Origin of the sequence: Rossellomorea aquimaris (assembly GCF_001877785.1) — a bacterium.
GTDB lineage: Bacteria > Bacillota > Bacilli > Bacillales > Bacillaceae_B > Rossellomorea > Rossellomorea aquimaris_A.
The window spans coordinates 1-25901 of record NZ_MINN01000106.1; the positions used below are offsets into that span (position 1 = coordinate 1).

The 25901-nt window shown below is 48.0% G+C and carries 23 protein-coding genes, 2 rRNA genes and 1 riboswitch; of the genes, 22 read left to right on the top strand and 3 right to left on the bottom strand.

The features are described 5' to 3' along the window. Window positions 1-128: ribosomal RNA gene (locus BHE18_RS14960) — 23S ribosomal RNA — on the top strand; the annotation flags it as partial. A gap of 98 nt (window positions 129-226) precedes the next feature. Next, window positions 227-343: ribosomal RNA gene (gene rrf / locus BHE18_RS14965) — 5S ribosomal RNA — on the top strand. A 377-nt stretch (window positions 344-720) separates the two neighbouring features. Here rrf and BHE18_RS14970 read toward each other — a convergent pair. Further along, complete coding sequence (locus tag BHE18_RS14970; RefSeq protein ID WP_071619341.1) at window positions 721-1593, bottom strand: TetR/AcrR family transcriptional regulator; 873 nt, start codon at window positions 1591-1593, stop codon at window positions 721-723. Between the two features lie 160 nt (window positions 1594-1753). Here BHE18_RS14970 and BHE18_RS14975 point away from each other — a divergent pair, with 160 nt between their 5' ends. From BHE18_RS14975 to purD, 15 genes are all read left to right on the top strand, one after another. Continuing rightward, entirely contained in the window at window positions 1754-3259 is a 1506-nt protein-coding gene (locus BHE18_RS14975; protein ID WP_071619342.1) for a DHA2 family efflux MFS transporter permease subunit, read from the top strand. Window positions 3260-3858: 599 nt separating this feature from the next. Continuing rightward, window positions 3859-4389, top strand: a complete 531-nt coding sequence (locus tag BHE18_RS14980) for a DUF2179 domain-containing protein (protein WP_162266036.1) — start codon at window positions 3859-3861, stop codon at window positions 4387-4389. After that, a complete protein-coding gene (locus BHE18_RS14985) occupies window positions 4386-4586 on the top strand; it encodes an NETI motif-containing protein (RefSeq protein WP_071619344.1) in 201 nt (66 codons plus the stop codon). Before BHE18_RS14980 ends, BHE18_RS14985 begins: the two co-directional genes overlap by 4 nt. Window positions 4587-4673: 87 nt before the next feature. Continuing rightward, window positions 4674-4775: riboswitch (purine riboswitch) on the top strand. A gap of 147 nt (window positions 4776-4922) precedes the next feature. Then, entirely contained in the window at window positions 4923-5402 is a 480-nt protein-coding gene (gene purE, locus BHE18_RS14990) for a 5-(carboxyamino)imidazole ribonucleotide mutase (protein ID WP_071619345.1), read from the top strand. Beyond that, window positions 5389-6549 carry a 5-(carboxyamino)imidazole ribonucleotide synthase gene (purK, locus tag BHE18_RS14995; RefSeq protein WP_071619346.1) on the top strand — a complete coding sequence of 387 codons (1161 nt, stop codon included), beginning with the start codon at window positions 5389-5391 and terminating at the stop codon, window positions 6547-6549. The genes purE and purK overlap by 14 nt, the downstream gene beginning before the upstream one ends. Next, window positions 6546-7844, top strand: coding sequence for an adenylosuccinate lyase (purB, locus tag BHE18_RS15000; protein WP_071619347.1), 1299 nt, complete (start codon window positions 6546-6548; stop codon window positions 7842-7844). Before purK ends, purB begins: the two co-directional genes overlap by 4 nt. Before the next feature lie 108 nt (window positions 7845-7952). Continuing rightward, window positions 7953-8678 (top strand): phosphoribosylaminoimidazolesuccinocarboxamide synthase, encoded by a 726-nt coding sequence (purC, locus tag BHE18_RS15005; protein ID WP_071619348.1) that lies wholly within the window; start codon window positions 7953-7955, stop codon window positions 8676-8678. After that, the gene (purS, locus tag BHE18_RS15010; RefSeq protein ID WP_071619349.1) at window positions 8666-8920 is read left to right on the top strand and encodes a phosphoribosylformylglycinamidine synthase subunit PurS; all 255 of its coding nucleotides are present in this window, start codon (window positions 8666-8668) and stop codon (window positions 8918-8920) included. The genes purC and purS overlap by 13 nt, the downstream gene beginning before the upstream one ends. After that, window positions 8917-9603: a phosphoribosylformylglycinamidine synthase subunit PurQ gene (purQ, locus tag BHE18_RS15015; RefSeq protein ID WP_071619350.1), complete on the top strand. Its 687-nt coding sequence runs from the start codon at window positions 8917-8919 to the stop codon at window positions 9601-9603. Before purS ends, purQ begins: the two co-directional genes overlap by 4 nt. Further along, complete coding sequence (gene purL / locus BHE18_RS15020; RefSeq protein ID WP_071619351.1) at window positions 9587-11821, top strand: phosphoribosylformylglycinamidine synthase subunit PurL; 2235 nt, start codon at window positions 9587-9589, stop codon at window positions 11819-11821. Before purQ ends, purL begins: the two co-directional genes overlap by 17 nt. Next, the gene (purF, locus tag BHE18_RS15025) at window positions 11797-13218 is read left to right on the top strand and encodes an amidophosphoribosyltransferase (protein WP_071619640.1); all 1422 of its coding nucleotides are present in this window, start codon (window positions 11797-11799) and stop codon (window positions 13216-13218) included. The genes purL and purF overlap by 25 nt, the downstream gene beginning before the upstream one ends. Before the next feature lie 12 nt (window positions 13219-13230). Further along, the gene (purM, locus tag BHE18_RS15030; RefSeq protein WP_071619352.1) at window positions 13231-14271 is read left to right on the top strand and encodes a phosphoribosylformylglycinamidine cyclo-ligase; all 1041 of its coding nucleotides are present in this window, start codon (window positions 13231-13233) and stop codon (window positions 14269-14271) included. A gap of 13 nt (window positions 14272-14284) precedes the next feature. Beyond that, a complete protein-coding gene (gene purN / locus BHE18_RS15035; RefSeq protein WP_071619353.1) occupies window positions 14285-14860 on the top strand; it encodes a phosphoribosylglycinamide formyltransferase in 576 nt (191 codons plus the stop codon). Window positions 14861-14964: 104 nt separating this feature from the next. Beyond that, window positions 14965-16500, top strand: coding sequence for a bifunctional phosphoribosylaminoimidazolecarboxamide formyltransferase/IMP cyclohydrolase (gene purH / locus BHE18_RS15040; RefSeq protein ID WP_071619354.1), 1536 nt, complete (start codon window positions 14965-14967; stop codon window positions 16498-16500). A gap of 377 nt (window positions 16501-16877) precedes the next feature. Continuing rightward, on the top strand, window positions 16878-18149 hold the full coding sequence (purD, locus tag BHE18_RS15045) for a phosphoribosylamine--glycine ligase (RefSeq protein WP_071619355.1): 1272 nt from the start codon (window positions 16878-16880) through the stop codon (window positions 18147-18149). Here purD and BHE18_RS23860 read toward each other — a convergent pair. Together BHE18_RS23860 and BHE18_RS22735 are read right to left on the bottom strand one after the other, a co-directional pair. Next, window positions 18127-18249, bottom strand: a complete 123-nt coding sequence (locus BHE18_RS23860; protein WP_328585892.1) for an EYxxD motif small membrane protein — start codon at window positions 18247-18249, stop codon at window positions 18127-18129. The genes purD and BHE18_RS23860 overlap by 23 nt on opposite strands. 77 nt (window positions 18250-18326) lie before the next feature. Further along, the gene (locus BHE18_RS22735; protein ID WP_083573825.1) at window positions 18327-18809 is read right to left on the bottom strand and encodes a YgaP family membrane protein; all 483 of its coding nucleotides are present in this window, start codon (window positions 18807-18809) and stop codon (window positions 18327-18329) included. Between the two features lie 214 nt (window positions 18810-19023). Between BHE18_RS22735 and BHE18_RS15055 the strand changes: the two genes are divergently transcribed. The 5 genes from BHE18_RS15055 (at window position 19024) to pcrA (ending at window position 25710) form a co-directional block, all read left to right on the top strand. Continuing rightward, a complete protein-coding gene (locus tag BHE18_RS15055; protein WP_071619356.1) occupies window positions 19024-20763 on the top strand; it encodes an adenine deaminase C-terminal domain-containing protein in 1740 nt (579 codons plus the stop codon). Between the two features lie 42 nt (window positions 20764-20805). Beyond that, a complete protein-coding gene (locus tag BHE18_RS15060; protein ID WP_071619357.1) occupies window positions 20806-21840 on the top strand; it encodes a DUF3048 domain-containing protein in 1035 nt (344 codons plus the stop codon). Between the two features lie 21 nt (window positions 21841-21861). Continuing rightward, the gene (locus BHE18_RS15065) at window positions 21862-22164 is read left to right on the top strand and encodes a YerC/YecD family TrpR-related protein (RefSeq protein ID WP_071619358.1); all 303 of its coding nucleotides are present in this window, start codon (window positions 21862-21864) and stop codon (window positions 22162-22164) included. Window positions 22165-22702: 538 nt separating this feature from the next. Then, entirely contained in the window at window positions 22703-23389 is a 687-nt protein-coding gene (locus BHE18_RS15070) for a heptaprenylglyceryl phosphate synthase (protein WP_071619359.1), read from the top strand. 83 nt (window positions 23390-23472) lie between these two features. Then, window positions 23473-25710, top strand: coding sequence for a DNA helicase PcrA (pcrA, locus tag BHE18_RS15075; RefSeq protein WP_071619360.1), 2238 nt, complete (start codon window positions 23473-23475; stop codon window positions 25708-25710). Window positions 25711-25901: the final 191 nt, after the last annotated feature.

Below are 25901 nucleotides of genomic sequence, written 5' to 3' on the forward strand. Positions count from 1 at the left end.
TCGAGATGAGATTTCCCATCACTTTATGTGAGTAAGATCCCTGGAAGATGACCAGGTAGATAGGTCAGAGGTGGAAGCATGGCGACATGTGGAGCTGACTGATACTAATCGATCGAGGACTTAACCAAAAGAGTCATTTTTAAATAAACACAACGGCAATACCGGTATTCTTGACATCAATCCTTTATCTAGTTTTGAAGGAACAAACCCTTCAATTAAATATTCGTCTGGTGATTATGGCGAAGAGGTCACACCCGTTCCCATGCCGAACACGGAAGTTAAGCTCTTCAGCGCCGATGGTAGTTGGGGGCTCTCCCCCTGTGAGAGTAGGACATCGCCAGGCAAATAAGAAAAGCAGCTCAGAAATGGGCTGTTTTTTTTGTGGTTTTATCAATTTTTATATGTTTTTGGTTGAAAAAGGATGGATGAAGTTCGGTTTGGGCTGAAATCGCCCTGATATCTGGGGCCAAGCCGATATATTATCAAAAACGACGGGTTTATTATCAAAAATCCAATTATATTATCAAAAACGGCCCTTTAATTATCAAAAATCAAAATATATTATTAAAACCCAAATCGTTCCATTTTTAAACCGCCGCAAACCTGCCTCAACTCGGAATTCAGAATGCTGACCTCACACAAACAAAAAAGCCCCCGAAAAGAATCCTTCCCGGCGGCTACAGGCTATATCAATCTTTAATAGCTCTCACTGTAAAATCATCAAACCGACTTCAGATAATACCAAATCATATTCGTAAACTTATGCACATGGGACTCTTCATCCGTGTCATTGAATAATTGCTGGAATGGTTTCAGCAGGGGTTTAAGGACGACTTTTCGGATCCGGTCCTGCTGCACTTCATTTATGATGGCGTCGAATAAGTCCTGCTGCTCATTGTTAAAACGACAATGTTTCTGAAGGCGTTCACCATGCTCCAGTATATCCGATTTCGTAACAGTACGTTTATCGATATTGGATTGCAAAAGATCGATTGCTGAATGATTCAACATGGCAGTATCATGCTTCAACATATAAGGAATGATCAGTTCGATATAGGAGAGCACTGCATCCACCAGTTTCTCCACTGGCGAAGAGCTGTTGGTTACCCTCATAGTAAACAATTCGTATTGCAGCATTCCGTAAAACAGGACGGTCCCTTCAAAGGCAACTTCCCTTATTTGGTCACCCATGACCTCGATGAAGCGGTTGGACAGCCATTCCATCTCGATCATCCGGTGCTGCATGACCAGTTTTTTCAGTTCGGCTTCGTTTGAGGAAAGGATAGCTTCGAAGAGTACATTTAAATTGCGTTCTTTATTTAATCTGATCAGGATGGTGATCTGCTCTGCCAGGACGTTCCGGTCCTTTGCATCTTTTCCAATCTGCATGGCGACCCGCTGCTGACTGGCGTCATAGCGCAGGTACTCCAAAATATCAGCGATACAATCGTTTTTGGACGTGAAGTAATTATAGAACGTCCCTTTTGAAATATTGGCTTTATCAATGATTTCCTGAATTGAAGTCTGTTGGAAACCTTTTTCTATAAATAATATTAATGCGATATCTGCGACTTTTCTTTTTCGATTATTCATACGTGCCTCCAGTCTTCCCTCTATAGAGTAGTATAGTTTTGTTAGACTGGAAAGACAACATTTTTATACTAACGGTATAAAAGTGTTGATTTATTTGAACTATGGGTATAAAATAGTTCGAGTAGCAAAATAAAATACTAAAAGAAAAAAGGATGAGGGTATGGACTCAGCAATTCAAAATAACAAACCGCCGTATTTAATGTTGGCGATACTTTTCATTGGAGCTTTCGTCGCATTTTTAAATAACTCATTATTAAATGTAGCACTGCCATCCATCATGGTTGACTTGAAAATAGCAGATTATTCAACTGTTCAGTGGCTCGCTACGGGGTATATGCTTGTGAGCGGGGTGTTGATCCCGGCTTCCGCATTTTTAATCACTCGTTTCTCGAATCGAAACCTGGTCATCACGTCCCTGGCCATCTTCACTCTGGGTACTGCACTGGCAGCTTTTGCACCGAACTTCGGCTTGCTTCTTACAGGGCGTATGGTTCAGGCTGCAGGCTCCTCAGTGATGGGGCCGTTACTTATGAACGTCATGCTCGTCAGCTTTCCGCGTGAAAAGCGCGGGGCAGCGATGGGTGTCTTCGGACTGGTCATGATAACGGCACCTGCGATCGGACCGACACTGTCCGGTTATATCGTGGAACATCACGACTGGCGTCTGCTGTTTGAAATGATCCTGCCATTGGCGGTCATGAGCTTGTTACTGGCCGTATGGAAATTCAGAAACATCATGGATCAAAATAAAGAAGCTTCACTTGATTTGATGTCGCTCATTCTTTCTGTCATCGGATTTGGAGGATTGTTATACGGGTGCTCCACTGCGAGTTCAGACGGCTGGACGGACGGCATTGTGTTAACGACTCTTATTGTCGGTGGCATCGCCTTGGCTGCTTTCATCATCCGTCAGTTTAAAATCGATGAGCCGTTATTGGATCTTCATGTTTATAAGTATCCGATGTTTGCACTTGCATCAGTGATTGCGATCGTCAATGCGGTTGCCATGTTCTCAGGAATGATCTTGACACCTGCATATGTTCAGAGTGTCCGCGGTATTTCCCCGCTGAATTCAGGTCTGATGATGCTTCCGGGTGCGATCATCATGGGGATCATGTCTCCTATCACCGGCAAGCTGTTTGATAAATTTGGTCCGCGTGCGTTGTCCCTTACCGGACTTGCGATTACTGCAGTATCCACTTATATGCTGGCACACTTGCAAATCGATACGACATATACACACATCATCATGATTTACACACTGCGTCTCTTCGGGATGTCCATGGTGATGATGCCGATCATGACAAATGGTTTGAATCAGCTTCCTAACCGTTTGAATCCGCACGGAACAGCGGTGAATAATACGGCACAGCAAGTATCCGGTTCAATCGGTACAGCGATTCTGATCACTATTATGAACACCGTTGCCAAGACTGAGGCAGAGAGCTTGATGAGCGGTGTCGATCCGGCGACTGTGACAGAGCAGTCGACTGCCCTGTTGACACAGCAGTCCCTGCTTGCAGGAATTCAATATTCCTTCTACGTTGCCCTTGGAATCAACCTTGTAGCCCTCGTATTGGCCCTGTTCGTCAGACGTGTGGACACAAGCGAAGAAGCAGTAAGCAAAATCGAAGGCAAAAAAGTGACAAAACCGGCAGCAATCTAAAACAGCCAAAAGGTTCAATGACGTGCACACCTGCATAGTCGTTGAACCTTTTTTTATTTCAAATTTTTGGGGGAAATGCTTTTGTCCTAAACGGATCCAGCTGTTGATTGGAGTGGAAAATGGAGACTCCTGCGGGAAAAGTGGCCAATGTGAGACCCCGCAGGCAATGCCGAGGAGGCTCACGGGTCACCCGCGGAAAGCGGAATTTTCCACGGAAATCAACAGCGATATAAAGACAAAAAAAGACAAAAGCCTCAGCATGGCTTTTGTCAACAAATGAAGAAATTTAGAATGAATCTTATAAAATAAGATTACACAAGAAGGAAGTGATTAGCTATGTTAAGCACTAATATTCTTAAGCAATTCCTATACTAACGCGGCTAAAGGTGAAAGCAATTAAAAAAAGATTAGAATTTGATGAGAAATCCCTTTTTACTGATTTATTTAGGATTATATTATTTTTGCTAAATATTGTCATACGGAACTGCGCGTTTATTTTCCTTTCAACGGTTCATATTCCGCAATATTTCTAGTAAAATAGGAAAATGATTTGACACATCCTTGGGAGGGACGAAAAGTTGTTTGAGAATAGTGTAATGATGGTGCTGATCATCTTAGTGATAAATATTGTGTACGTGTCATTTTTTACGATACGGATGATCCTGACGCTGAAGGGATACCGGTATTTTGCGGCATTTGTGAGTACGTTCGAGGTCGTCATTTATGTAGTCGGTCTCGGCCTGGTATTGGACAACCTGAATGAAATCCAGAACTTGATTGCCTATGCGGTCGGTTACGGGATCGGGGTTGTGGTCGGTATGAAGATTGAAGAGAAGCTCGCTTTGGGGTATATTACGGTTAACGTGATCACCAAGGAATATGATAAAGCTCTTCCGGATCAACTCCGTTCGAAAGGGTACGGGGTGACCAACTGGGAAGCGAATGGCCTTGAAGGAAATCGGATGGCCCTGCAGATCCTGACGCCGCGCAAGTATGAAATGAAGCTGTACGCAACGATCAAGGAGCTGGATCCTAAAGCGTTCATCATCGCATACGAGCCGAAGACGATCCACGGCGGGTTCTGGGTGAAGACCGTCCGAAATATACGCAAAGGAAAAATCAAAGTATGAATAAAAAGAAACTTTTATTTGAAGTGCAGGAACATGAAACGATCGGCGACTGCCTTGACCGGATGAAGGAAGCGGGTTATATGCCGGTCAGAAGGATGGAAAAGCCTGTTTTTGAAGAGAAGAAAGACGGCGGGAAAACAGATGTTGTCCCTGTAAGGCAGACAATTGTGTTCGAAGGGAAGAAAACAGAAGAGTAATATCGGTTAAAACCGAACATTAATTTTCAGACATTTAAAATCGTTCGATTATTCGTTGACAGTGCCGGTGAATAACGGTATGATGAAGACAAATAAATCGAATACCCTCATATAATAACGGGGATAGGGCCTGTAAGTTTCTACCCGGCTGCCGTAAACGGCCGGACTATGAGGGGAAGTGACTGTCTGGATGCAGAAGTGTCTTTGCTGTCCCTTTTTGGAAGGGCTCTTTCTGTACGGTGAAAATACCCAGATCAATTGCTTTCTCTCATATTGGAGAGATCAATTGATCTGGGTATTTTTTGTGAAGAATTCGAGTGGAGGTGCCGTCACGATATGATAGGGATCATTATGGGAAGTACATCTGACTGGGAAACGATGAAGCATGCGTGTGACATTATGGAAGAGCTCGGGGTTCCATATGAGAAGAGGGTCGTCTCGGCCCATCGCACACCTGATTATATGTTCGAATACGCCGAAACTGCGAGGGACAGAGGCATAAAGGCGATCATTGCGGGTGCAGGGGGTGCAGCTCACCTTCCTGGCATGGTGGCTGCCAAAACGACTCTTCCTGTCATCGGGGTGCCGGTGCAGTCGAAGGCGCTGAACGGGATGGATTCCCTTCTGTCCATTGTACAGATGCCCGGCGGGGTGCCGGTAGCGACCGTTGCCATCGGTAAGGCGGGAGCGGTCAATGCGGGACTGCTTGCAGCACAGATCCTCTCGATCGGTGATGGGGCATTGGCAGACAAGCTGGAAACCAGACGTGAGGAACTACGCGAAAAAGTGATGGAAAGCAGTGATGACCTTGTTTAAAAAGACAATCTTACCTGGACAGACAATCGGAATCATCGGCGGAGGGCAGCTTGGACGGATGATGGCCCTGGCGGCAAAGCACAGTGGATTTAAGATAGCGGTATTGGATCCATCGCCTGCTTCGCCTTGTGCACAGGTTGCAGACCTGGTGATTACCGCTCCATTCGATCAATATGAAGCACTCGACCGCCTGGCAGAAGCATCTGATGTGATTACGTATGAGTTTGAGAACATAGACTATGACGCGTTGAAATGGCTGGCGGGCAGGGCATACGTGCCGCAGGGTGCTGAACTTATCCGCATCACACAGGACCGCATCCAGGAGAAGGCAGCACTGACGCTCGCGGGGGTTGAAGTGGCTCCTTATGCTGTGATTCTACAGGAAGAGGACATCTATGATAATATAGAAAAGCTTGGCTATCCAGCAGTTCTGAAGACTTCAAGGGGCGGATATGACGGCAAAGGGCAATTCGTGATCCGCAAGGTGGAAGAAGTGGGCGAAGCGGCGGTGCTTTTGGAAAACGGACCGTGTGTACTTGAAAAGTGGATTCCGTTTGACCGGGAACTGTCGGTGATCGTCACAAGGAATCCGGACGGACAGCAGACCCATTTTCCGGTGGTGGAAAATATTCATGTGGACAATATCCTTCATGAAACGGTTGCGCCGGCCCGTGTCTCTGAAGGAATTTCGCGCAAAGCGGTTGAAATGGCCGAGAGGATCAGCGAGACCCTCGATCTGGTCGGGACGCTTGCGATTGAAATGTTCCTGACGGAAGACGGCTCCATTTATATCAATGAACTGGCTCCGAGGCCGCATAATTCAGGTCATTATTCAATCGAAGCATGTGACTCATCCCAGTTTGCCCAGCATATTAAAGCGGTTTGCAATTGGCCGCTTGAAAAGCCTTCATTATTAAAGAGCGCTGTGATGGTTAATCTATTAGGGGAACATATAGAACCTGTCATGAAAGCTATTCCAAATCAGCCTTCCTGGTTTGTGCATCTGTACGGGAAAGATGTGCCGAAGCCGAAACGGAAGATGGGGCATGTCACGATTCTGACGGATGACATTGAGCAGACGCTTAAGTCCGTTAATGATGCCGGGGTTTGGAAGGTGCAGGAAAAGATCGGAGGACGAATGAAATGATTGAACGTTATACACGCCCAGAAATGGGAGCGATTTGGACAGAGGAAAACAGATTTCAGGCATGGCTTGAAGTGGAGATCCTTGCTTGTGAAGCCTGGTCTGAGCTTGGAGATATCCCGAAAGAAGATGTGGCAAAGATTCGCGAAAACGCAGGCTTCAATGTGGACCGCATCAAAGAAATCGAAGCGGAAACGCGCCATGACGTCGTGGCTTTCACGCGTGCCGTTTCTGAAACGCTTGGAGAGGAAAGAAAATGGGTACACTACGGTCTCACTTCTACGGATGTAGTCGATACCGCACTTTCTTATCAGCTGAAGCAGGCGAATGAAATCATCTTGAAGGATCTAGAGCGATTTGTCGAGATTTTGAAAAACAAAGCGATCGAGCATAAACATACGGTGATGATGGGACGGACGCATGGTGTCCACGCTGAACCGACGACTTTCGGACTGAAGCTTGCTCTCTGGTATGAAGAGATGAAGCGTAACGTGGAGCGGTTTAAAGCTGCTGCGGACGGTGTGGAATTCGGCAAGATTTCCGGTGCTGTCGGGACATATGCAAATATCGATCCATTCGTTGAATCATATGTGTGTGAAAAGCTTGGCATCAAGCCTGCACCGGTTTCCACTCAAACGCTGCAGCGTGACCGACATGCTCACTATATGAGCACAATTGCTTTGATTGCGACGTCAATTGAAAAGTTCGCCGTTGAAGTACGCGGACTTCAGAAGAGTGAAACGCGCGAAGTGGAGGAATTCTTCGCGAAAGGTCAAAAAGGTTCATCGGCTATGCCTCATAAGCGCAACCCGATCGGTTCCGAGAACATGACGGGGATGGCGCGTGTGATCAGAGGTTATATGATGACCGCCTATGAGAATGTGCCGTTATGGCATGAGCGTGATATCTCTCACTCTTCAGCTGAACGGGTGATTTTACCGGATGCGACGATCGCACTCAATTACATGCTGAACCGATTCGGCAATATCGTGAAGAACTTGACGGTATTCCCTGAAAATATGAAGCGCAACATGGATCGTACTCTCGGGCTGATCTACTCACAGCGTGTCCTTCTTGCCTTGATCGATAAAGGCATGGCGCGTGAGGAAGCATATGACACGGTGCAGCCGAAGGCGATGGAAGCCTGGGAGAAGCAGGTGCCGTTCCGTTCGCTGATCGAGGAAGAAGGCACGATCACATCCAAGCTTTCTCCAGCGGAAATCGATGACTGCTTCGATTATAATTACCATCTGAAGCATGTCGATACGATTTTTGAACGCTGCGGATTGGTTGAGTAAGAATTTCAACAAGTACATAGGGCAGGGGTTTTTAAAAGGATCCCTCCCTTTTTTTATCCAAATATAGACTGAAGATTGTCAATATTGAAACGACAGGGGGGATTTCAGATGGAAAAAGGGACGCTTTTATATGAAGGGAAAGCAAAACAGATTTTTTCCACAAATGATGAAGAGGTCGTCTGGATCCGATACAAGGATTCAGCCACTGCTTTTAACGGGGAGAAAAAAGCGGACATCGACGGCAAAGGGGTTTTAAATAATAAGATTTCGAGTCTGCTATTTTCAAAGCTTGCGGAAAAAGGGATCGGGAGTCATTTCATCAAGCAGCTGTCGGATCATGAACAGCTCGTGAAACGGGTGGACATCATCCCGCTCGAAGTGGTCGTCAGGAATGTAATCGCCGGGAGTCTTTCCAAGCGCCTTGGCATTGAAGAGGGGATTGAAATCCCGAAGCCGATCATCGAATTTTATTATAAAAATGATGACCTCGGGGACCCGCTGATCACGGATGATCACATTGACTATCTAGAGATCGCTACAAAAGAAGAACGGATGCAGTTAAGGGAAATGGCCCTCAATGTCAATGGAGTCCTTCAAGGGGTTTTTAAAGAAGCTGGTGTGCTTTTAGTGGATTTCAAGCTTGAGTTCGGGAAAGACCGCAGCGGGAAAATCCTGCTCGGGGATGAAATCTCGCCGGATACATGCCGGCTGTGGGATCGGGAGACGAAGCAAAAGCTTGATAAAGATGTATTCAGAAGAGAGTTAGGCAGTTTAACAGAAGTCTATTCAATCATACTAGAACGTTTAGGGGGAAAAGGTCTATGTACAAAGTAAAAGTTTATATCACGTTAAGGGAAAGTGTATTGGATCCGCAGGGGAGCGCGGTTAAACAGGCGCTTCATTCAATGGAGTTCAAGGCAGTTGAATATGTACGCGTCGGAAAGTATATGGAGCTTACCCTTCCGTCGACGGTGGAGAATGTCGAAGCGGCTGTTGAAGAAATGTGCCACCGTTTATTGGCAAACCCTGTAATCGAGGATTATCGATACGAAATCGAGGAGAGTGTGGCTCAATGAAATTTGCGGTGATTGTATTTCCGGGATCCAACTGTGACATTGATATGTACCATGCAATCAAGGATGAGATCGGGGAAGAAGCCGATTACGTCTGGCATGATGATCTTTCTCTTGAAAACTATGATGTCATTCTTTTGCCGGGCGGATTCTCATACGGGGATTACCTGCGCTCAGGGGCGATCGCGCGCTTTTCAAATGTGATGAAGGAAGTCGTGAAGGCTGCTGAGCAGGGGAAACCGGTACTGGGTGTGTGCAACGGATTCCAGATCCTTCTGGAAACGGGCCTGCTTCCGGGGGCGATGCGCCGGAATGACAGCCTGAAGTTCATCTGCAAGACGGTTCCGTTAACGGTTGAAAACAATGAAACGATGTTTACGAACAGCTATGAAAATGGGACGGAGATTCACATTCCAATCGCTCACGGAGAAGGCAATTACTTCTGTGACGAAGAGACGCTACAGAGGCTGCAGGAGAACAACCAGATTGTGTTCACCTACAGCGGCGGGAATCCGAACGGGAGCGTAGCGGATATCGCAGGGATCACGAATGAGAACGGGAATGTCCTTGGCATGATGCCTCACCCAGAACGGGCGATGGACACTTTATTAGGTAGTGAAGACGGGAAGAAACTCTTTCAATCGATTGTCAAACACTGGAGGGAAAAACATGTCGTTAATGCTTGAACCAACCCCATCAAAGGTGAAAGAAGAACAGCTTTATCGTGAAATGGGCTTAACGGACGAAGAATTTTCAATGGTGGAAAACATCCTGGGAAGAACACCGAACTACACGGAGACCGGTCTATTCTCGGTCATGTGGTCGGAACATTGCAGCTATAAAAATTCCAAGCCTGTCCTGAAGAAGTTCCCGGTGACTGGCGAGCGGGTTCTGCAGGGACCGGGGGAAGGAGCTGGGATCGTTGATATCGGCGATGATCAGGCAGTGGTGTTCAAAATCGAAAGTCATAACCACCCTTCAGCGATTGAACCTTATCAAGGGGCGGCGACGGGTGTCGGCGGCATTATACGGGATGTATTCTCGATGGGAGCGAGACCCATTGCCCTCCTCAACTCTTTACGCTTTGGAGAGCTGGATTCTCCTCGTGTTCAGTATCTATTTAAAGAAGTAGTCGCAGGGATTGCGGGCTACGGCAACTGCATCGGCATCCCGACGGTCGGAGGCGAAGTCCAATTCGACTCATCCTATGAAGGCAACCCGCTTGTCAACGCGATGTGCGTCGGACTGATCGATCATAAAGATATCAAAAAAGGCCAGGCCCACGGTGTCGGCAACACGGTCATGTATGTCGGGGCGAAAACAGGCCGCGACGGGATCCATGGCGCGACATTTGCTTCAGAAGAATTGAACGAAGGCTCTGAAGAGAAACGACCTGCCGTCCAGGTTGGAGATCCTTTTATGGAGAAACTCCTGTTGGAGGCGTGTCTTGAATTGGTTCAAAACGATGCGCTCGTCGGGATTCAGGATATGGGGGCAGCCGGGTTGACCAGCTCGTCCGCGGAGATGGCGTCCAAAGCCGGATCGGGGATCGAGATGAATCTGGATCTTGTCCCTCAGCGTGAAAGAGGGATGACGGCTTATGAAATGATGCTTTCCGAATCACAGGAGCGCATGTTGATCGTCGTGGAAAAAGGCCGCGAGCAGGAGATTATCGATCTGTTTTCAAAATATGACCTTGAAGCCGTTTCAATCGGGAAAGTGACGGACGACAAGCGTCTCCGCCTTCTTCATAAGGATAAAGTGGTTGCCGATGTACCGGTTGATGCCCTTGCCGAAGAAGCGCCTGTTTACCATAAGCCTTCCGAGGAAGCGGCTTACTATAAAGAGTTCCAGACGATGGAAACAAAGGTACCTCAAGTGGATGATTATAAAGAAACGCTGATTTCATTATTAAAGCAGCCGACGGTCGCAAGCAAGGAATGGGTCTATGATCAATACGACCATCAGGTCAGAACAAGTACGGTCGTCACTCCAGGATCGGATGCTGCAGTTGTCCGTGTGAGAGGGACGAGAAAGGCGCTGGCGATGACGACGGATTGTAATTCGCGCTATCTGTACTTGGATCCTGAAGTCGGCGGGAAGATCGCAGTGGCGGAAGCAGCACGTAACATTGTGTGCTCTGGCGGTATCCCGCTTGCAATCACGGACTGCCTGAATTTCGGGAATCCTGAAAAACCTGAAATCTTCTGGCAGATCGAGAAGTCCGTGGACGGGATGAGCGAAGCTTGCCGCGAGCTGTCCACACCGGTCATCGGCGGCAACGTGTCCCTCTATAACGAATCGATGGGCACAGCCGTTTATCCGACGCCTGTTGTGGGGATGGTCGGACTGGTGGAAGACCTTGATCATGTTACGACCCAAAGCTTCAAGGAAGCGGGCGACTTGATCTATGTCATCGGGGAAACAGAAGCGGAATTCGGAGGAAGCGAACTGCAGAAGCTGACGGAAGGAAAGATTTTCGGACAGGCGCCTGCCATTGATTTGAAAGTTGAACTCCGCCGTCAGATGCAGCTGCTCGAAGCCATCCAAAAAGGATTGGTCGCATCGGCCCATGATCTCGCGGAAGGCGGACTCTCAGTGGCGCTTGCAGAATCGACGTTCGGCACAGAAGGACTTGGAGCAGAAATCTTTGTTGACGGAGACTGTCATGTAACGGATTTATTCAGCGAAACGCAATCCCGCTTCCTGGTGACGGTAAAGCCTGAGAATCGCGATGAGTTTGAAAAACTTGTAGGGGAAGCAAAAGCAGTCGGTGCCGTCAAGAAAGACGGGGAAGTCACAATTGCATCACGCAAAGGAGAAATCCTTGTACAAGCGGCTGTCGGGGAACTTGAGTCAGCCTGGAGAGGAGCGATTCCATGCCTGCTGAAATCAAAGGTTTAAACGAAGAATGCGGGGTATTCGGGATATGGGGACATCCGAATGCTGCCCAAATTACGTACTACGGGCTTCACAGCCTGCAGCACCGCGGACAGGAAGGAACCGGGATCATCGTATCGGATGGCGAGACGCTTCGCGGTCATAAAGGGGAAGGCCTTGTAACCGAAGTGTTCCAGGAAGGTTCGATCGAGAAACTAACGGGTGACGGAGCGATCGGTCACGTCCGCTATACGACCGCAGGGGGCGGAGGCTATGAAAATGTCCAGCCGCTCCTTTTCAACTCGCAGAGCGGCGGACTTGCGCTAGCCCATAATGGGAACCTGATCAATGCGAATGCCCTGAAGCACCAGCTTGAGGGGCAGGGCAGTATTTTCCAAACCACTTCGGATACGGAAGTGCTTGCCCATCTGATCAAAAGAAGCGGATATGCACAGTTGAAGGACCGGGTGAAGAATGCGCTGACGATGCTGAAGGGTGCCTATGCATTTCTGGTCATGACAGAGACGGAGATGATGGTGGCGCTTGATCCGCATGGACTCCGCCCGCTCTCCCTTGCAAAGATTGGCGACGCATATTGTGTGGCTTCTGAAACATGTGCCTTCGATATCGTCGGAGCAGAATTCGTAAGGGACATTGAGCCTGGCGAGCTCCTGATCATCAATGATGAAGGAATCACCTCGGAACGGTTCAGTTTTTCGAATGGAAATGCGATGTGCACGATGGAATATGTTTATTTTTCAAGACCGGACAGCAATATCCAGGGCATCAACGTCCACTCAGCCCGCAAACGGATGGGGATGGAGCTTGCCCATGAAGCACCGATCGAAGCGGATGTCGTGACCGGGGTGCCGGACTCAAGCATTTCAAGTGCAATCGGCTACGCGGAAGCATCGGGTATCCCGTATGAAATGGGGCTTATCAAGAACCGCTATGTCGGGCGTACGTTCATCCAGCCGTCCCAGTCCCTCCGTGAACAGGGTGTGAAGATGAAGCTTTCACCGGTGAGAGGGGTCGTGGAAGGCAAGCGCGTCGTCATGGTGGATGATTCCATCGTCCGCGGCACGACGAGCAGAAGGATCGTCAGCATGCTGAAGGAAGCGGGCGCAAAGGAAGTGCATGTCTGCATCAGTTCCCCTCCCATTAAAAATCCGTGTTACTACGGGATTGATACATCGACTCACGAAGAACTGATTGCATCTTCTAATTCAGTGGAAGAAATGCGTGAGATCATCGGGGCGGATTCGCTGACATTCCTCAGTACGGAAGGCGTATTGAAAGCAATCGGGCGCGATGATTCTTCACCTAACCGAGGGCAGTGCCTTGCCTGCTTCACCGGGAAGTATCCGACGGAAATCTATCCGGATACGCTGCATCCGCATGAAAAAGAGCTTGTGAAATAGGGGGAGATCGAGATGGCAAATGCGTATCGCCAGGCAGGCGTAGATATAGAAGCAGGATATGAATCGATCGAACGGATCAAAAAGCATGTGAAACGTACCGCACGCGAAGGCGTACTCGGTCAGCTCGGGAGTTTCGGCGGTATGTTTGACCTGTCGCAGCTTGGTTTAAAAGAACCGGTCCTCGTGTCAGGGACGGACGGAGTCGGGACGAAGCTGAAGCTTGCGTTCATGGCTGACAAACATGACACGATCGGCATCGACTGTGTGGCGATGTGCGTGAATGATATCGTCGTCCAGGGAGCTGAGCCGCTTTATTTCTTGGATTATATAGCGACCGGAAAGGCTCATCCTGCAAAGATAGAAGGTATTGTAAAAGGAATTGCGGACGGATGTGAAATGGCAGGCTGCGCGCTGATCGGCGGCGAAACGGCCGAGATGCCGGGGATGTATACAGATGAAGAATACGACATCGCCGGATTTGCCGTTGGCGCCTGTGAAAAGAAAGAAATCGTGACAGGAGAGAACATTTCTGAAGGAAATGTGTTAATCGGACTGGGTTCAAGTGGTATACACAGTAATGGATACTCTTTAGTACGAAAGGTCTTTTTTGAAGATCATTCTTTCTCTTTGGAAGAATCATTGCCGGAAATAAACACCACACTAAAGGAAGCTTTGCTTGCACCGACCAGGATTTATGTAAAACCGGTGCTGGCCGCTTTGAAACGATACCGCATCAACGGGATGTCCCATATCACCGGTGGCGGATTCATCGAGAACATCCCGCGGATGATGCCTGGAGGTCTCGGTGCCGAGATCACGGAAGGCAGCTGGGAAGTACCAGACATCTTCACGGCGCTTAAAAAGTACGGAGGGATCCCTCATGAAGAGATGTACAACATTTTCAATATGGGGATCGGATTTGTGCTTGCAGTTGAAGAGGATGACGCCGCAAAGATTGTTAATTTCCTGAACGGACAGGGAGAAGCAGCCCGCATCATCGGTAAGGTTTCAACCAAAGAAGGAGTACAATTCGTACAAAAACCGAGTCAGTAATGGAGGCTTAGTCATGAGACAGATTGCCATTTTTGCTTCAGGAAGCGGAAGTAATTTTCAAGCCATCGTAAATGCCGTTCAAGCCGGTACGCTGAAGGCGAACATCGGTCTGCTGGTTTGTGACCAGCCGGGTGCCTTTGTCATCCACAGGGCACAGTCGGCCGGGATCCCTGCTTTCGTATTCCGTGCAAAAGACTATGAAAACAAGCAAGCATTCGAAAGGGAAATCCAGCGGCATCTCGAAGCTGCCGGAGTGGATTTCATTGTGCTGGCAGGCTATATGAGGCTGATCGGCCCGACCCTGCTTGAAAGCTACGGAGGCAGGATCGTCAATATCCATCCGTCGCTCCTGCCTGCGTTTCCGGGGAAAGACGCCGTCGGCCAGGCACTCGAAGCCGGAGTGAAGATCACCGGGGTAACGGTTCATTATGTGGATGCCGGGATGGATACAGGTGAAATAATCGAACAGGAAATCGTCCGCATCTCCACAGGGGAAACGCGGGATTCCCTTCAGGAAAAAATCCAGCATGTCGAACACCACTTATACCCGGTGACCCTCAACCACCTCTTCCTCACAACAGGCTATTGAACGAAATAAGAGCATGTTGCTTTATTGTGGTAGTGTGGTAAAGTTTTGAGGGACGGGCCTTTTAACAAGGCAATTAAATAGTGATCAGTCAGAGGAGGAGCCATATGAAAAAAAGAGCGTTGATCAGTGTTTCAGATAAAAGCGGAATCGTGGAATTCACCCAGGAATTAATCCAGTTGGGATATGAAATCCTTTCAACAGGCGGGACGAAGAAACTGCTTTCTGATAACGGCCTGGAAGTGAAAGGCGTTGAGGAAGTCACAGGCTTCCCTGAAATCCTTGAAGGCCGCGTGAAAACACTTCACCCCTCAATCCACGGAGGCCTTCTGGCCAAACGCGGCGAAGAGTCGCACCGTGTGCAGCTTGAAGAGCAGGGAATCGAAGGCATCGACCTTGTCTGTGTAAATCTTTATCCATTTCAGCAGACAATCGCCAAGCCGAATGTAAGTGTTGACGACGCGATTGAAAATATCGATATCGGCGGACCGACGATGCTTCGTGCAGCAGCCAAGAACCACGCTTATGTGACTGTTGTCGTGGATGCACTCGACTACGATCAGGTGATTGCAGAATTGAAGCTGAACGGGGAGGTTTCCCATGAGAACCGCCGGAAGCTTGCTGCGAAAGTATTCCGCCACACGGCAGCGTATGACGCCCATATCGCGGGATATATGACAGAAGTATCCGGAGAAGAAAATCCGGAGCGCCTGACCATGACCTATGAACTTAAACAAAACTTGCGCTACGGCGAGAACCCTCATCAGAAGGCATCCTTTTACCGGGCACCGCTTGGTTCTGAATTTTCCGTTGCGATGGCGAGGCAGATGCATGGGAAAGAGCTTTCCTACAATAATATCAACGATGCAAATGCAGCCCTGCAGATTGTAAAAGAATTCACGGAGCCGGCTGCAGTCGCAGTCAAGCACATGAACCCTTGCGGAGTCGGAGTGGGTGAAACGATCAGCGAAGCGTTCACAAAGGCTTATGAAGCCGATTCTACTTCCATCTTCGGCGGCATCGTTGCATTGAACCGTGTGGTTGACGAAGATACGGCAAAACAGCTCCATGAAATTTTCCTGGAGATCGTCATTGCTCCATCGTTCAGCGATGAAGCATTCGAGATCCTTTCCGGTAAAAAGAATATCCGTCTGTTGACGGTGCCGTTTGAATCACTGAACAAGTTAGAAGAAAAGATTACCACAGTCGAAGGCGGCCTTCTCGTTCAGTCGGATGACACCTTCACTTTGGAAGATGCCGATGTAAGGGTCGTCACTAAGCGTGAGCCGACAGAAGAAGAATGGGCAGCCATGAAGCTCGGCTGGAAAGTTGTCAAACACGTGAAATCAAATGCGATCGTCCTGACTGATTCGCAGATGACCATCGGTGTCGGAGCGGGACAGATGAACCGCGTCGGTGCAGCCAAGATTGCCATCGAGCAGGCGGGAGGACGTGCAGCAGGATCCAGCATGGCATCAGACGCATTCTTCCCGATGGATGACACCGTCGAAGCCGCAGCTAAAGCCGGCGTCACGGCCATCATCCAGCCGGGCGGATCGATCCGTGATGAAGATTCGATCAAGAAAGCAGATGAATACGGGATTACGATGGTGTTTACCGGGGTTCGTCATTTTAAACATTAGGGTTTTGAGGTTGGTCGGTTAGTTGGTGCCAGGCACAGATTGGGGTTTTTGAGCCAGGCACGATTTGACTGTTTTGAGCCAGGCACAAAAGATGTAGTTTGAGCCAGGTTCAAAAGGTGTAGTTTGAGCCAGGTTCAAAAGGTGTAGTTTGAGCCAGGTTCAAAAGGTGTAGTTTGAGCCAGGCTCAATTTGGCCGATTTGAGCCAGGCACCCCACTGAACGGACCCAGCTGATCAGAGGTGGTGTACCAGGTACACAGCCCCAAATATGCCCCAAGTACAAAACGCAGCATACACACAACAAAAAAAGACAACCATTCCACCCCCTCTCTCATTCAAAAAGAAGGAGGGGTTCACTCATTATAAGGAGGCTTTTCTATGAGGATACTTGTCATTGGACGCGGCGGACGTGAGCATGCGATTGCCCGGAAGCTGGCTGAGAGCGAAAGTGTTTCACATGTTTTTTGTGCACCGGGTAATCCGGGCATGGCGGAAGTTGCTGAATGCATCCCTGTCCAGGAAACCGATTTTGAAGCCCTTATTTCCCTGGCGAAAGAGAAGGATATAGACTTCACGTTCGTCGGGCCTGAGAATCCTTTGCTGGATGGGATTGTCGATGAGTTCCAGGCAGAGGGGCTGAAGATATTCGGTCCTTCCAAAAGCGCGGCAATCATAGAGGGAAGCAAGTCCTTCTCGAAGGAACTGATGAAGAAGTACAATATACCGACTGCCTCATATGAAGTATTCACAGACATTCAAGCTGCGTCGGCACATATCAAAAAAGCCGGGGCACCGATTGTGATCAAGGCAGACGGGCTTGCAGCCGGTAAAGGCGTGGTTGTGGCCCAGACGGAGGAAGAGGCCCTGCAGGCGCTGGAGGAAATGCTCCTTGATAAAAAATTCGGGGATGCATCGGTGAAAGTGGTGATTGAAGAATGTCTGGTGGGAGAAGAGTTTTCTTTGATGGCATTCGTACAGGACAAGAACGTGTATCCGATGGTGATCGCGCAGGATCATAAGCGTGCGTTTGACGGCGATCAGGGTCCTAACACTGGCGGGATGGGTGCTTACTCACCTGTGCCGCATATTCCTGAAGAGATTGTGAAAGAAGCCGTGTCGACGGTCCTGATACCGACAGCGGAAGCGATGGTGAAGGAAGGCCGCCCGTTTACGGGTATTCTATATGCTGGGCTCATGCTGACAGCAGAAGGTCCGAAAGTGATTGAATTCAATGCGCGCTTTGGGGATCCGGAAACACAGGTCGTCCTGCCGCGCATGAAATCGGATCTTGGGCTGGTCATCAGAGATCTGCTTGATGGAAAAGAAATCAGCCTCGAGTGGAAGGAAGAAGCGGTGCTTGGTGTGGTGCTGGCTTCAGACGGTTATCCGGAGGGATATCAAAAGGGCGTCAGCCTGCCTGAGCTGCAGGGTCTTAAAAAAGATACACTCGTCTTCCATGCCGGAACAGCCCGCAATGAAGAAGGGGAACTGATGACGGACGGAGGCCGGGTACTGTTGATCGCTGCAGAAGCCGGCAGTGTGGAAGCGGCTTATGATTCAGTATATGAAAAATTGGACACACTCCGGTGGAGAGGTCTATTTTTCAGAAAAGACATCGGAAAGAAGGCTATCGGACACGTCTCTTCCTAGTTCTGCGGATATACACGTAAGCAATCGCGATAATCCCGCCGATCAGTGAAAAAAGCACATAAGACATATCAGTCAAATACTCCCAGAACATTACAAGCATCTCCTTTAATGAAAATTCCACATGTTAATGTGAAGAGGGACGGGCCTTTATCGGGATAAAGGCCCGCCCCTCTTTGATTAGATTTGAGTGAATCCGTGGTTATCGAAGTTGTCCTTTTTGTCGGATGATTTACCGAGTCCGCCGTTCAGTGCGTCCTGGACTTCTTTATTGGTCAGGTTCTCGGGATTGAAATCGGCATCTTTCTCTGACATATTCGGCTCTTGTTTTTGAAACTCACTTCCGCCGAAGTTCTGATTCCCGGTATTCTTTTTATCAGATTTCATCATATCTTTAACATTGAACATGTCCATCGCTTTACTTCCCATTCCTTTGAACTTGTTCTCACTGCCGCCTTCGCCCCTCTTTTCAAAAAGGTCGGTGACAGGGCAGTAGCGCAGGATTCCTTCGCCGACTTTCATGGCTCCGACCATGGCCAGAACGAGATAGGAATCTCTCCAGGGGCGCTTGACGAGCTTGGCCGTTGTCCATGTCAGAATCGTTAATCCAACCGTGATGCGGATCAATGCATTGATGATCCCGATGTTTGATGATACTTTCATTTGTAAACTCCTCCTTGATTTGAAAATTCACATAATTGTTGTAAACCTTTAATGCGTTAAAATACAAAATATGTTAACATGAATGAAAGCCCTTTCTTTTTGAGTGAAAGGGGCTATGTGAAGGTTTTATCAACCTTGCAGCCACCATACATGTTAAAGAAATGAGATAGAGAAAACAGACATTCAATACCATTCCACCAGAGGAGTGTTCGCCTTGGAACAACGCTACAGATGGAAGAATAAACAACTGCGGGAACACATACAGGTTCTCGACGGGGAGCGATCTCCGACTATCCTTTTGAAAAATGCAACATACCTGCACTCCACATTGAAGCAATGGATACAGGGACATATCTGGGTGTACGAAGACCGAATCGTCTATACCGGTGACAAGCTCCCGGAACAGCTGGGGGAATGTGAAGTCGTGGATTGTGCTTCACAATACCTGGTGCCCGGATATATAGAACCTCACGTACATCCGTTTCAGCTTTATAATCCCCAATCTTTTTCCAAGTATGCATCCCAAACAGGTACAACTGCATTTGTAAATGATAACCTCATGATGTTTTTACAGTTGGAAAAAAAGAAAGCGTTTTCTTTATTGAAAGAATTCAACAAGCTGCCGTACTCGATGTACTGGTGGACACGCTTTGATTCACAAACCGAAATGGCCGACGAAGCCACAACCTTTTCAAACGGAGAGGTAAAATCGTGGCTTGAGCATGATTCGGTCGTCCAGGGCGGGGAGCTGACTGCGTGGCCGCGGCTTTTGGAAGGGGACGATCTGCTTCTTCACTGGATGCAGGAAGCCAAGAGAATGGGGAAAATCGTCGAGGGCCATCTTCCCGGTTCTTCAGATAAAACGATCGCCAAGCTCAAGCTTCTCGGAATCGACGGCGACCACGAAGCAATGACAGGGGAAGACGTCTACAAAAGACTGATCCAAGGTTTGACGGTGACGCTCCGTCACTCATCTATACGCCCGGATCTGCCGGTTCTGCTCGACGGACTCAAGGAAAAGGGAATCGAAAATTTCGATTCCATCCTTCTTACAACAGACGGGTCGACACCTGCTTTTCATGAAGAGGGAGTCTTGAACGTATTGCTTAAAATGATCATCGATAAGGGTATTTCCCCGATCGAAGCTTACAACATGGCAAGCTATAACGCGGCCAACTACTATAATCTGACCCACCTGCATGGAATGATTGCAACAGGCAGGGTTGCCAATATCAACTTCCTCAGCAGTAAAGAGGATCCTTCACCTGTTTCTGTCCTGTCAAAAGGGAAATGGGTGCTGAGAGATAAGATGCAGGTCGAACATGATCAGGAGATTCCATGGGAGGAACATGGCTTCACCCCTCTCGCATTGGACTGGGATGTAACCTATGATGATCTTCAGTTCTCCATGCCATTTGGCATTGAAATGGTTAACGATGTGATCACCAAGCCTTATTCGATCAATATTAATCCGTCGACAGACGAACTGGCTTCGGATCATGACCAGTCTTTCCTGATGCTCCTCGACCGAAAAGGGAAATGGAGGATCAGCACCATGCTGAAAGGATTCTCTAACGGGGTGAAGGGATTTGCGTCTTCCTACTCCAATACGGGGGATATCATACTGATCGGGAAAAGTAAACCGGATATGATCGCTGCTTTCAACAGAATGAAAGAAATAGGAGGCGGAATCGTACTGACGGAAAATGGAGAAGTGCTGCACGAGATCCCGCTTCCGCTCAGCGGCCTTCTTTCGAAAAAAGAGATGCCGGAGCTGATTGAAGAAGAGAAAATCATGAAGGTACTGCTTTCAGAACGGGGCTATAAATTTTCCGATCCGATTTACACTCTGCTCTTTTTGCAGTCGACCCATTTACCATATATACGGGTGACGCAAAAAGGAATCTATGATGTAATGAAGAAAACGGTACTCTTTCCAACGATAATGCGTTAAAATATGAAAGTATAGAGACAACATTAGGGGTGTTACAATTTTATGCTGAAAAAGCCACTTATTATCTTGTTAAGTGCTCTGACCCTTGCAGCATGCAGTTCAGATAAAGAAGCAGGAAAGAAACCTGCGAAAGAAGAAACTGCGCCCGTGGCGAATGAAAATGTCGAGAACGTGATGAAGTTCCAGTCACCGCTTACCGGTGAAGAAATGAAGGAAGAATCGACTGATCGCGCGGTCGCTGTCATGGTAAATAATCATCCGAAGGCAAGGCCTCAATCCGGTCTTTCCAAAGCTGATATAGTGTATGAACTACTGGCAGAAGGGGATGTGACAAGATTCCTTGCCATCTTTCAAAGCAGGCAGCCCGATAGAATCGGGCCGGTGCGGAGCGCAAGGGATTATTATATCGACCTTGCAAAAGGCTACGACAGCCTGTATCTTGCCCATGGTTACAGCCCCGATGCAAAAGCGATGCTTGTAAGCGGGGAAATCGATCATTTGAACGGGATCAGATATGATGGGACGCTATTCAAGCGGGCAGAATTCCGGAAGGCGCCTCATAATTCTTATATTTCTTTTGAAAATATTAAAAAAGGGGCAAAAGAGAACGGTTTTTCAATGAAGACTCCTCCTGAGCCGCTGCGATTTGCTTCAAAAGATGCATCAGTGGATGGAGAAGATGCGGAATCCATCATGATTTCCTATTTTAATAATCCGCTGTTTGATGTCGTCTATGAATACAAAGAGGACGAAGGCAAATATGAACGCTATTCGAACGGGGAGCAGACGGTTGATTACGAAACCGAAGATCCGGTCCTGCTTGAAAATATCCTCATTGCCGAAGCCCCGCATAAGATCATTGACAGTGCAGGCAGAAGGGATATCGACCTGGAATCCGGCGGAAACGCCTACCTCTTGCAGGATGGAAAACTCCGTGAGGTCAAATGGGAGAACACGGATGGCAGGATCCTTCCATATGAAGACGGGAAGCAGGTACCCCTGAGAAAAGGTGCAACCTGGATCAATATCATCCCGGACTCTCCAGGCTTGTCAGGATCTGTATCGTATCAACAATAGAGAAGGAAAAGGAGATTATATATGCAAATAAACAAACTTAGAGGGAAAGAACTGGACCAGCTTTTTAACGCGGTTCTTTCCCTGCAGGATATGGAAGAATGCTATCGATTCTTTGATGATTTGTGCACGATCAACGAAATTCAGTCCCTTGCGCAAAGACTTGAAGTGGCCCGCATGCTTCAAGAAGGCAAAACGTACCATAAAATTGAAACTGAAACGGGAGCAAGCACAGCCACCATCTCCCGGGTGAAGCGCTGCCTGAACTACGGCAACGACGCGTATCAGCTTGTGCTCGACCGCGTGCATGAAAAAGCGGAAGAATAGTCGAGGAACCGTTATCTTAATTGGATAGCGGTTTTTTGTTTGTGTGCTTGTTTGGGATTTTAAGAAGCTAGCTGTAGAGATGGCATTTTATAAAGTGCGGGTGACATCTTATATAGGCCCTTTTATAGATTTTTGTTTGAAATGGATATGGAATTGGGTTGTTTTATAAGAACAGGACTTCAACTCAGTAATAATCCTGCTGCTCGAGTGTGTTTATGATCCATTTTCAGGATTTATGATCCATTCCGGAAATTTATGATCCATTCTGAGAAAATATGATCCATTCCAGAGATTTATGATCCATTTTCCAATTTTATGATCTTATAAGATTTATTCTAATTAAGCTTCACCCCCTGGGTAAGCCGCACAACCCCACGCCCGCACCAACTGCCTACATTACAACAACCCGGCAAACATTCAAACTCCGCCAGGCCCAGCCCCATCTCAATTTCATTTTTTAACAAAAGACGAGGTAATGCGACTCCCTTCTGCACATGATATAATACGTTAGATGGATGTATGAATGGAGGAACAATCGATGTATGATGTTCAAAAGTGGAGACATGCGTTTAAGCTGGATCCCGATAAACATATAGATGATGATGAGCTGGAGGCTGTATGCGAGTCTGGAACGGATGCCATCATTGTAGGGGGAACGGACGGTGTAACTCTCGAGAATGTCCTCGATTTGATGGCGCGGGTGCGCCGCTATACAGTACCGTGTATACTGGAGGTTTCCAATTTGGAGTCGATCACCCCGGGATTTGATTTGTACTTTATCCCGATGGTGATGAACAGCCCGAACGTTGACTGGGTGACCGGCCTTCATCATCAGGCGGTGAAGGAATACGGGGAGATCATGAACTGGGATGAAATCCTTGTTGAAGGGTATTGTATCTTGAACAGTGACTGCAAAGCAGCAAAGGTGACGGAAGCCAATACGGAACTCTCAGGCGAGGATGCCGCTGCGTATGCGATGATGGCGGAGAAGATGTTCAACCTGCCGATTTTCTATCTGGAGTACAGCGGTACATACGGTGATATTGATACAGTGAGAGAAGTAAAAGATTCACTTGAAAATACGACCCTTTTCTATGGCGGCGGCATCAAAACCCCAGATCAGGCCCGGGAAATGGCCGGAGTATCAGACGTGGTCGTCGTTGGAAATATAGTATATGAAGATTTAAAAGCGGCTTTAAAAACAGTTAAGGCCGTAAAGGGATAGATTCGTACTGGAGGTTCAGTCCTCTTTAAGATATAATGGAAGACAAATACAGAACAAATGTTCGTTATGGTGGTGAGAATGTTATGCAATTTTTGACTGATCGGTTATTGAACGGAATGAATCCGCAGCAGGCGGAGGCGGTGAAGGCGACAGAGGGTCCTTTATTGATCATGGCAGGTGCGGGGTCAGGTAAGACAAGAGTGCTGACGCACCGGATTGCGTATCTAATGGTGGAAAAAGGAGTGAATCCTTACAACATACTGGCGATCACGTTTACGAATAAGGCAGCCAGGGAGATGAAGGATCGTATCAATAATATCCTGGGCGGAGCATCCGAGGACATCTGGATTTCAACATTCCACAGTATGTGTGTGCGGATTTTGCGCCGGGACATCGACCGCATCGGGATGAATAGGAATTTCACGATACTGGATTCGACGGATCAGCAGTCCGTGATCAAATCCATCCTGAAAGATAAAAATATCGATCCGAAGAAATTCGATGCCCGTTCCATCCTCGGGTCCATCAGTTCCGCGAAGAATGAACTAATCACTACGGAAGAGTTCTCCAAAACAGCGGGAGGCTACTATGACCAGGTGGTATCGGATGTTTACACGGAATATCAAAAGCGTCTCCGCAAGAATCAGGCACTGGACTTCGATGACCTGATCATGACGACGATCCACTTGTTCCAAAGGGTTCCGGAAGTGCTGGAATTCTATCAGCGTAAATTCCAATACATCCACGTGGACGAGTATCAGGATACGAACAAGGCGCAATATATGCTCGTGAAATTAATGGCTTCACGCTTTCAGAATCTGTGCGTCGTAGGGGATTCGGATCAATCGATCTACCGCTGGCGCGGAGCGGATATTGCCAATATCCTTTCGTTTGAAAAGGATTATCCGCGAGCGAACGTCATTTTGCTTGAACAGAATTATCGGTCGACCAAGCGAATCCTGCAGGCGGCGAACGAAGTGATCCAGAAGAATTCGAACCGTAAGCCGAAGAATCTCTGGACGGAGAATCACGACGGAGAAAAGATTTCTTATTATAGGGCGGATTCCGAGCAGACAGAAGCGCAGTTCGTTACAGGAAAGATCAAGGAGATGGTGGATAGCGGAAAACGTAAATACTCTGACTTTGCCATCCTGTATCGTACAAATGCCCAGTCGCGTGTAATGGAGGAAGTCCTGCTCAAGTCGAATATTGAGTACAGCATCGTCGGCGGCATCAAGTTCTACGACAGAAAAGAGATCAAGGATATCCTTGCCTATCTTCGTTTGATTGCCAATCCCGATGATGATATCAGCCTTCAGCGTGTGATCAATGTACCGAAACGCGGAGTCGGGGCGACCTCGGTCGATAAAATCGCACGATACGCAGCGGATCATGACATTTCGATGTTTTCTGCGCTCGAGGAAGCCGATTTTATCGGGTTAAGCCCGAAGATCACAAAAGCTGTTATTGAATTTAAAGAAATGGTCAAAGGCTATACTGGAATGCAGGAGTACTTATCGGTAACTGAGCTTGTAGAAGAAATCCTTGAGAAATCAGGCTACACCGATATGCTGAAAGCGGAAAAATCAATCGAATCCCAGAGCAGACTGGAAAACCTGGACGAGTTCCTGTCCGTTACAAAAAGCTTCGAACAGTCTAACGACGATAAGAGCCTTGTGGCGTTCTTGACAGACCTTGCCCTCGTTGCCGACATCGATAAGCTGGATGAAGATGATCAGCCTAAGGATTCAGTCATCCTGATGACCCTTCATGCTGCGAAAGGGCTTGAATTCCCGGTCGTATTCCTCATGGGGATGGAGGAAGGTGTATTCCCTCACAGCCGTTCCCTCATGGAAGAAGACGAAATGGAGGAGGAGCGGAGGCTTGCCTATGTTGGGATCACTCGTGCAGAAGAAGAGCTTTATATGACAAATGCACAGATGAGGACCTTGTTCGGGCAGACGAAAATGAATCCTGTATCGAGGTTCATCAGTGAAATCCCGGCAGACCTGCTGGATGACGTCATGGCCGAAAGCAAGAGTAAAGGCCCGTTCTCGTCACCGTTTGGCAGAACGGCAGGAGGATCTCCGTCCCGTCCTGCACCGAGGAAGCCAGTCACACGACCGGTTGTACAGAAGACAACCGGCGGAGAAGCAGTCTCCTGGCAGGTAGGCGACAAGGCGTCCCACAAAAAATGGGGCACAGGCACCGTCGTAAGCGTAAAAGGCTCAGGCGACAGCGTCGAACTCGACATCGCCTTTCCAAGCCCGACAGGCATCAAACGCCTTCTGGCCAAATTTGCCCCGATCGAAAAAGCATGATTGGTAAGTCGTTGAGGTTTAAATAATTTTGGTGTACCTGGTGATTTTAGCGGAAGCCAGAAAATTGCAAGTGTTGATGGGAATCAACAACAAAGTTTAAGGCAGTTCCAGCTGTTGATTGGAGTGGAAGACGAAGACTCCTATCAGAAAAGCGGAAGGGCTTTGAAGAGAGGCGTGTGGCATAAGACGAA